This is a genomic window from Labrys sp. LIt4 (assembly GCF_017813775.1).
GTDB lineage: Bacteria > Pseudomonadota > Alphaproteobacteria > Rhizobiales > Labraceae > Labrys > Labrys okinawensis_A.
In genome coordinates this window covers 316,642-323,395 of sequence record NZ_JAGIPY010000007.1, presented here as the reverse complement: position 1 = coordinate 323,395, position 6,754 = coordinate 316,642, and the positions used below count along the sequence as shown (strand labels likewise).

The 6,754-nt window shown below is 66.8% G+C and carries 6 protein-coding genes; all 6 read right to left on the bottom strand.

Annotation, left to right across the window (positions count from 1 at the left end; all coding sequences use genetic code 11):
• Nucleotides 1–323 precede the first annotated feature (323 nt).
• The 6 genes from J8I29_RS16000 to J8I29_RS15975 all read right to left on the bottom strand — a co-directional run bounded on the left by J8I29_RS16000 (nt 324) and on the right by J8I29_RS15975 (nt 6,694).
• Entirely contained in the window at nt 324–1,097 is a 774-nt protein-coding gene (locus J8I29_RS16000; protein ID WP_209432397.1) for a dipeptide/oligopeptide/nickel ABC transporter ATP-binding protein, read from the bottom strand.
• Nucleotides 1,090–1,965, bottom strand: a complete 876-nt coding sequence (locus J8I29_RS15995) for an ABC transporter ATP-binding protein (protein ID WP_209432396.1) — start codon at nt 1,963–1,965, stop codon at nt 1,090–1,092. Before J8I29_RS15995 ends, J8I29_RS16000 begins: the two co-directional genes overlap by 8 nt.
• Nucleotides 1,962–2,792: an ABC transporter permease gene (locus tag J8I29_RS15990; RefSeq protein ID WP_209432395.1), complete on the bottom strand. Its 831-nt coding sequence runs from the start codon at nt 2,790–2,792 to the stop codon at nt 1,962–1,964. The genes J8I29_RS15995 and J8I29_RS15990 overlap by 4 nt, the downstream gene beginning before the upstream one ends.
• Nucleotides 2,789–3,769 (bottom strand): ABC transporter permease, encoded by a 981-nt coding sequence (locus J8I29_RS15985; RefSeq protein ID WP_348536031.1) that lies wholly within the window; start codon nt 3,767–3,769, stop codon nt 2,789–2,791. Before J8I29_RS15985 ends, J8I29_RS15990 begins: the two co-directional genes overlap by 4 nt.
• Nucleotides 3,770–3,873: 104 nt before the next feature.
• Nucleotides 3,874–5,487, bottom strand: a complete 1,614-nt coding sequence (locus tag J8I29_RS15980) for an ABC transporter substrate-binding protein (protein WP_209432394.1) — start codon at nt 5,485–5,487, stop codon at nt 3,874–3,876.
• The gene (locus J8I29_RS15975) at nt 5,471–6,694 is read right to left on the bottom strand and encodes an alanine--glyoxylate aminotransferase family protein (RefSeq protein WP_245197039.1); all 1,224 of its coding nucleotides are present in this window, start codon (nt 6,692–6,694) and stop codon (nt 5,471–5,473) included. Before J8I29_RS15975 ends, J8I29_RS15980 begins: the two co-directional genes overlap by 17 nt.
• Nucleotides 6,695–6,754 lie beyond the last annotated feature (60 nt).

Here is a 6,754-nt window from a genome sequence, read left to right as displayed (position 1 = left end):
CAGCGCCGCCGCTCAATCCGCGGCAACGCCGTCCGTCGATGGCCGCTGTATAGAAGAGCCCAACCGCCGGTGTCAACGCCCCCTTTTGCGGATTTTTGCAAAATCGTCATGGGACCATGTCGGACCCATGGGAGCGGCTCCCCTCCATCCAGATTGAAACTCATCCAAAATGCCCGTTTTGGGCCGTTTGCAGCCCCCATCAGGAATAATTTACCATATTGCGGCGCACCAAAGATTTCCTGCCCTGTGGATAAATTCCAGTCGATACCGGCCTGCGTACGCCGAATCCGAGTCGAAATCGCCCTGCGACTCGCGAAAAATTTTCAGAATCTCATTTTCGGCACCGCGGCGACCAGCAAACGGGTCATTTCGCTTTGCGGCACTGCAACAAGCCGGTCCGGAGAGCCGGACTCCACGATCCGCCCGGCATCCATCACGCAGAGCCGGTCGCACAGGGCCGCCATCACCGCCAGATCATGGGCGATGAACAAAAGCGCCGTACCGGATGTCTCGCGAATGTCGAGCAGGAGGTTGAGGATCTGCGCCCTGACGGCCACGTCGAGCGCCGAGACCGGTTCATCCAGGATGATCAGGGCCGGATCCGTCGCCAGCGCCCTGGCGATGGCGACACGCTGGCGCTGGCCGCCGGACAGCTCATGGGGAAAACGGCCGAGCAGCCGTTCCGGCAGGCCGACCCGCTCCATCAGCGTCAGGATCCGCTGCCTCTCCTGTGTCCGAGACAGGGAATGCCAGATTCGCAGGGGATCGCCGATGACGCGCTCGACCCGGGCCCGCGGATTGAAGGCGGCCAAGGGATCTTGGAACACCATCTGCAGTCGCGGCCGGATACGGCGCAAAGCCTTGCCGGCAAGATGCGCGATCTCCCGCCCTTCAAAACGGATGGAGCCGGAATCGACCGGATGGAGCCGCAGAATCGCCCGGGCGAGGCTGGTCTTGCCTGCTCCGGAGCCTCCCGCCAGGCCGACGATCTCGCCCGGTGCGATGGCAAGATCGACACCATTCAGGACGGCATGCCGCCCTGCCGGACCGCGGACGCTGCTGCACAGCGCCCCGATTTCGAGCAGGGCCTCAGCCATGGTCATGCTCCTGCGCTGCAGAGGGCACCTTGACGGAAAAATCCCTTGGATCGATCTCGGCGAAACGGCGCGAACGGGGATGCCCGAGCTCCTCATTCCCGAGTTCCCCACTTTTCAGTTCCTGGCGCGTCTGCAACAGGGCCCTGAGATAGGGATGGGCCGGTGCCCGGAACAGCCGCTCCGCCGGGCCGGCCTCGACCAGGCGGCCCTGGTAGAGCACCGCGACATCGTCTGCCAATTGGGAGGCCAAGGCGATGTCGTGGGTGACGAAGATCAAGGTGAGCCCGCTTCCGGTCGTCAGCGTCCGAAGCAACTCGACGATGGCATGCTGGGTGATCGAATCGAGCGCACTGGTCGGCTCGTCCGCGATCAGCACGCTGGGCTCGCTGACCAGCGCCGCGGCGAGGGCGATGCGCTGCTTCTGGCCGCCGGAAAACTGATGCGGATATTTGCGCGACGCGGCGTGCGGGTCCGGCAAGGCCATGCGGCCGAGCCAATCCCGCGCCAGGGCCAGCGCGTCCGCACGGCTCCCGCCCCGGCAGGCCCGGCGCGCCTCCGCGATCTGGTCGCCCACCCGGATCAGCGGGTCGAGGCTGCCGCCCGGGTCCTGGAAGACCATGCCGATATCGCGCCCGGCACGCGGCTGAGCCGCAAAGCCTGGCCGGCTCAAGCGGCCGGCGGTCACGGCATTGGCCGGCAATAGTCCTGCCAGGGCCGCCGCCAGGGTCGACTTGCCCGATCCGCTTCCGCCCAGCAAGACCAGATGCCGTCCGGCTTCGATATCGAGGTCGATGCCCTGCAAGGCCGGATGTATGCCGGTCCGGTCACGATAGGAGACACCAAAGCCGCGAAGGGAGAAAAGCTTCATGCCGCCGGTTCCCTCACGCGCAACGCCTTGGCATAGCCCCGCCCGGTGAGATGGATCGCCAGCACCATCGCAACGAGGGCGAGGCCCGGCACCAGCGACAGGGAGGGTGCGCTGCGCAGGAGCGAGCGCCCTTCAGCCACCATGCTGCCCCAGCTCGGCCTGTTGGGGTCTCCGAAGCCGAGGAACGACAAGGCGGCCTCGATCAGCACCGCCGCCGCCGCGATGATCGCGGCGAGCGAAATCACCGGCGGCAGGGCATTGGGCAGGATCTCCCGAAAGCCGATGGCGAGCGGATGCATGCCGGCAACCCGGGCCGAAGCGACGAAATCGCGCTCGCGCAAGGAGCGAATTTCGGCGCGCGCGATGCGGGCCGGCTGCGGCCAGGCACCGGCGGCGATGGCCAGCACGATGGCCGGTAGGCTCGGTCCGGTCACGCTGATCAGCGCCATGGCCAGGAGAAAGGCCGGTACGGTCTGGAAGGCATCGGAGAGGCGCATCAGCACGTCATCGGTCCAGCCGCCGAGGAAGCCGGCCAGCGTGCCGACCAGGCAGCCGAGCAGCAGGGAAGCCAGCGCCGAGGCGACGGCCACGAGAAGCGTGGTACGGCTGCCCCAGGCAAGTTCGGCGGCGATGTCGCGCCCCAGCCGGTCGGCTCCCAGGGGATGAGCGGAATCGGTGAAAGGCGGGAGCAGCGGCGGCGCGCTGATGGCCAGCGGATCGCCCGGAAAGACGAACGGCGCCGTCAGGGCAAGCGCGGCGAACAGAGCGAGCAACACCAGGCCGGCACGCCCCTCCCCGCTGCGCAGCATGGCCGACAGCATGCTCATGCCACACGCTCGCTGGCGCCGATGCGCGGATCGAGCCAGGCCTGCACCAGATCGGCCAGCAGATTCATGACGATGACGACGACGGCGCTGAACAGCACCACGCCCAGCAGCAGCGGCGTGTCGCGGCGGGAAACCGCCTCGGCTGCCAGGCGGCCGAAACCGGGGATGGCGAAAACGCTTTCGACTACCACGCTGCCCCCAAGCAGCGAGGCCGACTGCAGGCCGAGCATGGTGATCACCGGTGCCAGGGCATTGCGGGCGACATGGTTCAGCGCCAGCCGCCAGCCCGTCACGCCGCGGGCGCGCGCGGCCCGGATGAAATCGGCGTGCCAGACCTCCTCCATGCCGTCACGCAACAGGCGCAGGAACAGGGTCATGTAGAGCAGGCCGAGCGCGCTGACCGGCAGCACCAGGTGCCAGGCGATATCCTTCGCCCGCTCCAGGCCCGCCTTGCCGGAGGCCACGGTCTCGAAGCCGCTGGCCGGCAGCCAGCGCAGCGTGACGGAAAAGACCAGGATCAGCACCAGGCTGAGCCAGAAGCCGGGCATGGCATAGAGGGCGAGCGAGCCCAGCGACAGGATGCGATCGAGCCAGCCATTCGGGCGCCAGCCCGCCAGGAAGCCGAGCACGATGCCGAGCAGGAATGCCAGCGCCAGCGCCGAGCCCATGGTGATCAGGGTTACCGGCAGGCGCTCGAGCAAAATGCCGAGCACCGGCCGTTGAAAGGCGGTCGACCAGCCGAAATCGCCGTGAGCCAGGGCCGAGAGATAGGCCCTGAGCCGAAAGGCCGGTCCCTGGTCCAGCCCCCACTCGCTCCTCAGTTCGGCAATCCGCGCCGCGTCGGCCCCGCCGATACCGGCGACATAGGCATCGACGGCATCGCCCGACGCCGATTCGAGCATGAAGAAGGCGCCGATGACGACGAGGAGCAGAACCACCAGGGCGCCGCCCAGGCGCCGGAGGAAGCGTGAGGCCACGGACGGTTATTCCCGGGTGCGCGGACGTCTCGTCCGCTCTTGGCTTCCCGCGGGCGCAGCGATTCCAAGATGCGGACGAGACGTCCGCGCACCCGGGGAGAATGTCACGGCGCCATCTCCGGCAGGGCGGTATCCGCCCAGGACGACACCGCCCAGCGCGGGTTGTTGGAGACGTTCTGCAGATTCTCGCTGGCCACGGTGATGAAGGAGAACTCGGCCACGTTGATGAGTGCGAGATCGTCCACCACCAGCTTCTGGAAGTGCTTGTAGAGCTCGGCTCGTTTCTCAGGGTCGATCTCGACGGCGGCCGAGGCAATCAGCGCATCGGTCTTGGGATTGGCATAGCCATACTGGTTCGAGAAGGGTACGCCGGCCGGTATGGCGCTCTGGAACAGGATGGTTGTCGAGATTGCCGGATCCTGTCGATAGACCGGCGTGCCGACGGCAAGGTCGAAGGCATGGTCGGTGTAGACCGCCTTCAGATGGGCCGGCGAATCGTTGGAGATGATCTCGGCATCGACCCCGATCTTGGCCAAGGCCTGCCGGAGATAGGCGCCGAACTGCACGGTCTCGTTGAAGAACGGCGCCGGCAGCAGCTTGAGATGGAAGCGGATGCCGTCCGCGCCCTTCTTGTAGCCAGCCTCGTCGAGCAGGGTCTCGGCCTTGGCCGGGTCGAACTCGTAGCGCTCGACATCCGGATTGTAGAAGGTCTTGTCGGTCTGCGGCACCGGGCCGGTGGCCGCCGTCGCATATCCGCGGAAGATCGCCTGCACCACGAAGCCCTTGTCGATGGCATGGGCAATGGCCTGGCGCACGCGCAGATCCGCCAGTTCCTTGCGGGTGTGGTTGATCTCGACGATCATCTGGTAGATCAGCGCTTCGTAGCCGGTGGAATAGACCTTGAGGCCCGGCACCTTCGAGATGCGGTCGAGATCGGCGAGCGGTACGGCCGAGAATGCCGCGAGCTGGATCTCGCCGGCCTCGAGTGCCGCGCCGGCCGACTGGCGATCGGACAGCACCTTGAACAGGATCTCGTTGAAATGCGGCTGGCCCTGGGCCCAGTAGGACTCGTTGCGCTTGAGCAGATAATATTCGCCCGGCTTGTGTTCGGCGAATTTGAACGGCCCGGTGCCGATGAGCTTCTCATTGGCCGGATTCTTCATGATGTCGGTCCCGGCAAACACATGCTTGGGCAGTACCGACGTCAGGGCCGGCAGGCAGTTGCGGATGAGCTGGAACGGCGTCGGCGCCGAAAAGCGCAGGATTGCCGTCAGGGGATCGGGCGTATCGACGCTGTCGAGATCCTTGAACACGACGCGGCCGAGATTCTGGAGTTTCTTCCACACCTCCAGGGCGGAGAAGGCGACATCGGCGGAGGTGAAGGGCTTGCCGTCGTGCCATTTCACGTCGGGGCGCAGCTTGAAGGTGACGGCCTTGCCGTCTGCCGCCCCCTCCCAGGACAAGGCGAGCTTCGGCGCCAGCCCGTCCGGACCGTTGTAGTCGGCTTCGGCCAGGGGTTCGATCACCTTGCTGGCCACGAAAAACACGCCGTTCGAGGCAACGATGGCGGGATTGAGATTGGTCGGCTCGGAATCGGCGGCGACAGTCAGCCGGCCAGCCGGCACCTCGCTGGCCCGGCCGCGATGCGGCAGGCCAAGCGCCAGGGCCGTCCCGGCGCTGGCAAGCAGGAATGAGCGGCGGCTAAGCAGGATTGGCATGTGCAACCTCCCGGGAGGAGCCTTTCGAATCAGCCTGATTGGATGACGCCCGCTCGAGAATGGCAAGCGCGGCATTGACCCCGGTGCCCGCATCGACCGGCTTGCCGAGACAGTTCAGCGCGCCGCCGAGCGCGGCAACCGCCGTCACGGCCAGCATCGGCTCGGCCGCCGGCCCCATATGGCCGATGCGCAGCACCTTGCCAGCCGTCTCGCCGCGCCCGAGCGACAACATCACGCCATAGCGCTCCAGCAGCGTATCGCGCAGGCGAATGTCACCCATGCCCTCCGGCACGTGGAAGACCGTAGCGGACGGCGCGGCGATCGCTTCGCTTGCCGGCCATGGCTTCAGGCCCAGCGCCTTCAACCCCGCCCGCGCGGCTGCCGCCGTGCGGGCATGCCGGGCCCAGACCCGCTCGGGCCCCTCCTGGAGGTAGAGGTCGAGCGCCGCGTCGAGACCATGGATCTCGGCCAAAGACGGCGTGACCGGAAAGGCCCGGCCCGCCTCCGCGGCCAGTTCCCAATCGAGCAGGGAGAGGAAGGACGCGCGCGGGGCCTGCGGATTGGCCTTGATTCGATCCCAGGCCCGGTCGCTGACGGCGAGCAGGCTGAGGCCCGGCGTGGCCCCCAGGCATTTGGCGGCGGAGGTGACGAAAATGTCGATCGCGGCCTCCTGCGGATGCACGTCCAGGCTGCCGAAGGAGGAAACCGCATCGGCGATGACATAGGCGCCGTGCTCACGGCCGAGACGCCCGATTTCCCCCAGGGGATTGAGCGTGCCCGACGGCGTGTCGTGATGGCAGACGGTGATGATCGAAATATCGGGGCGCGCCGCCAGCGCCTCGCGCACCCGGTCCGGGTCGATCGCTTCGTCGAACGGCACCGCGAGTTCGATCACCTCGCCGGCATAACGACGGGCCCAGCCGGCATAGCCCTTGCCATAGACCCCCGAAACGAGATTGAGCACGACGTCCCTGCAGCCGATCAGCGAGGCTGCGGCGGCTTCGAGCCCGAGCAGCGCGTCCCCCTGCAGGATCAGCGGCAGGTTCGAAAGGCGCAAGGCGGCCTGCAGCTTGCCCACCACCGCGCGGTAGAACTGTTGGAAAGCATGATGCCCATCATAGACGGCAGGCCGGGCCATGGCGTTGAGCACGGCCGGATAGGCCGTGACCGGCCCGGTCGTCAGCATGAAAGGCGGTGGAGAAAGCATGGAACAGTCCGCGCGAAAGACGATTTGACCGGATGCTAGCTTCGGAGCGCCGCGCCGACA

What these genes read in the sequence shown, in the direction of transcription:
- J8I29_RS15990 (WP_209432395.1), bottom strand. Translation starts at nt 2,792, where the DNA reads ATGAGCATGCTGTCGGCCATGCTGCGCAGCGGGGAGGGGCGTGCCGGC.
- J8I29_RS15975 (WP_245197039.1), bottom strand. Translation starts at nt 6,694, where the DNA reads ATGCTTTCTCCACCGCCTTTCATGCTGACGACCGGGCCGGTCACGGCC.
- J8I29_RS16000 (WP_209432397.1), bottom strand. Translation starts at nt 1,097, where the DNA reads ATGGCTGAGGCCCTGCTCGAAATCGGGGCGCTGTGCAGCAGCGTCCGC.
- J8I29_RS15980 (WP_209432394.1), bottom strand. Translation starts at nt 5,487, where the DNA reads ATGCCAATCCTGCTTAGCCGCCGCTCATTCCTGCTTGCCAGCGCCGGG.
- J8I29_RS15995 (WP_209432396.1), bottom strand. Translation starts at nt 1,965, where the DNA reads ATGAAGCTTTTCTCCCTTCGCGGCTTTGGTGTCTCCTATCGTGACCGG.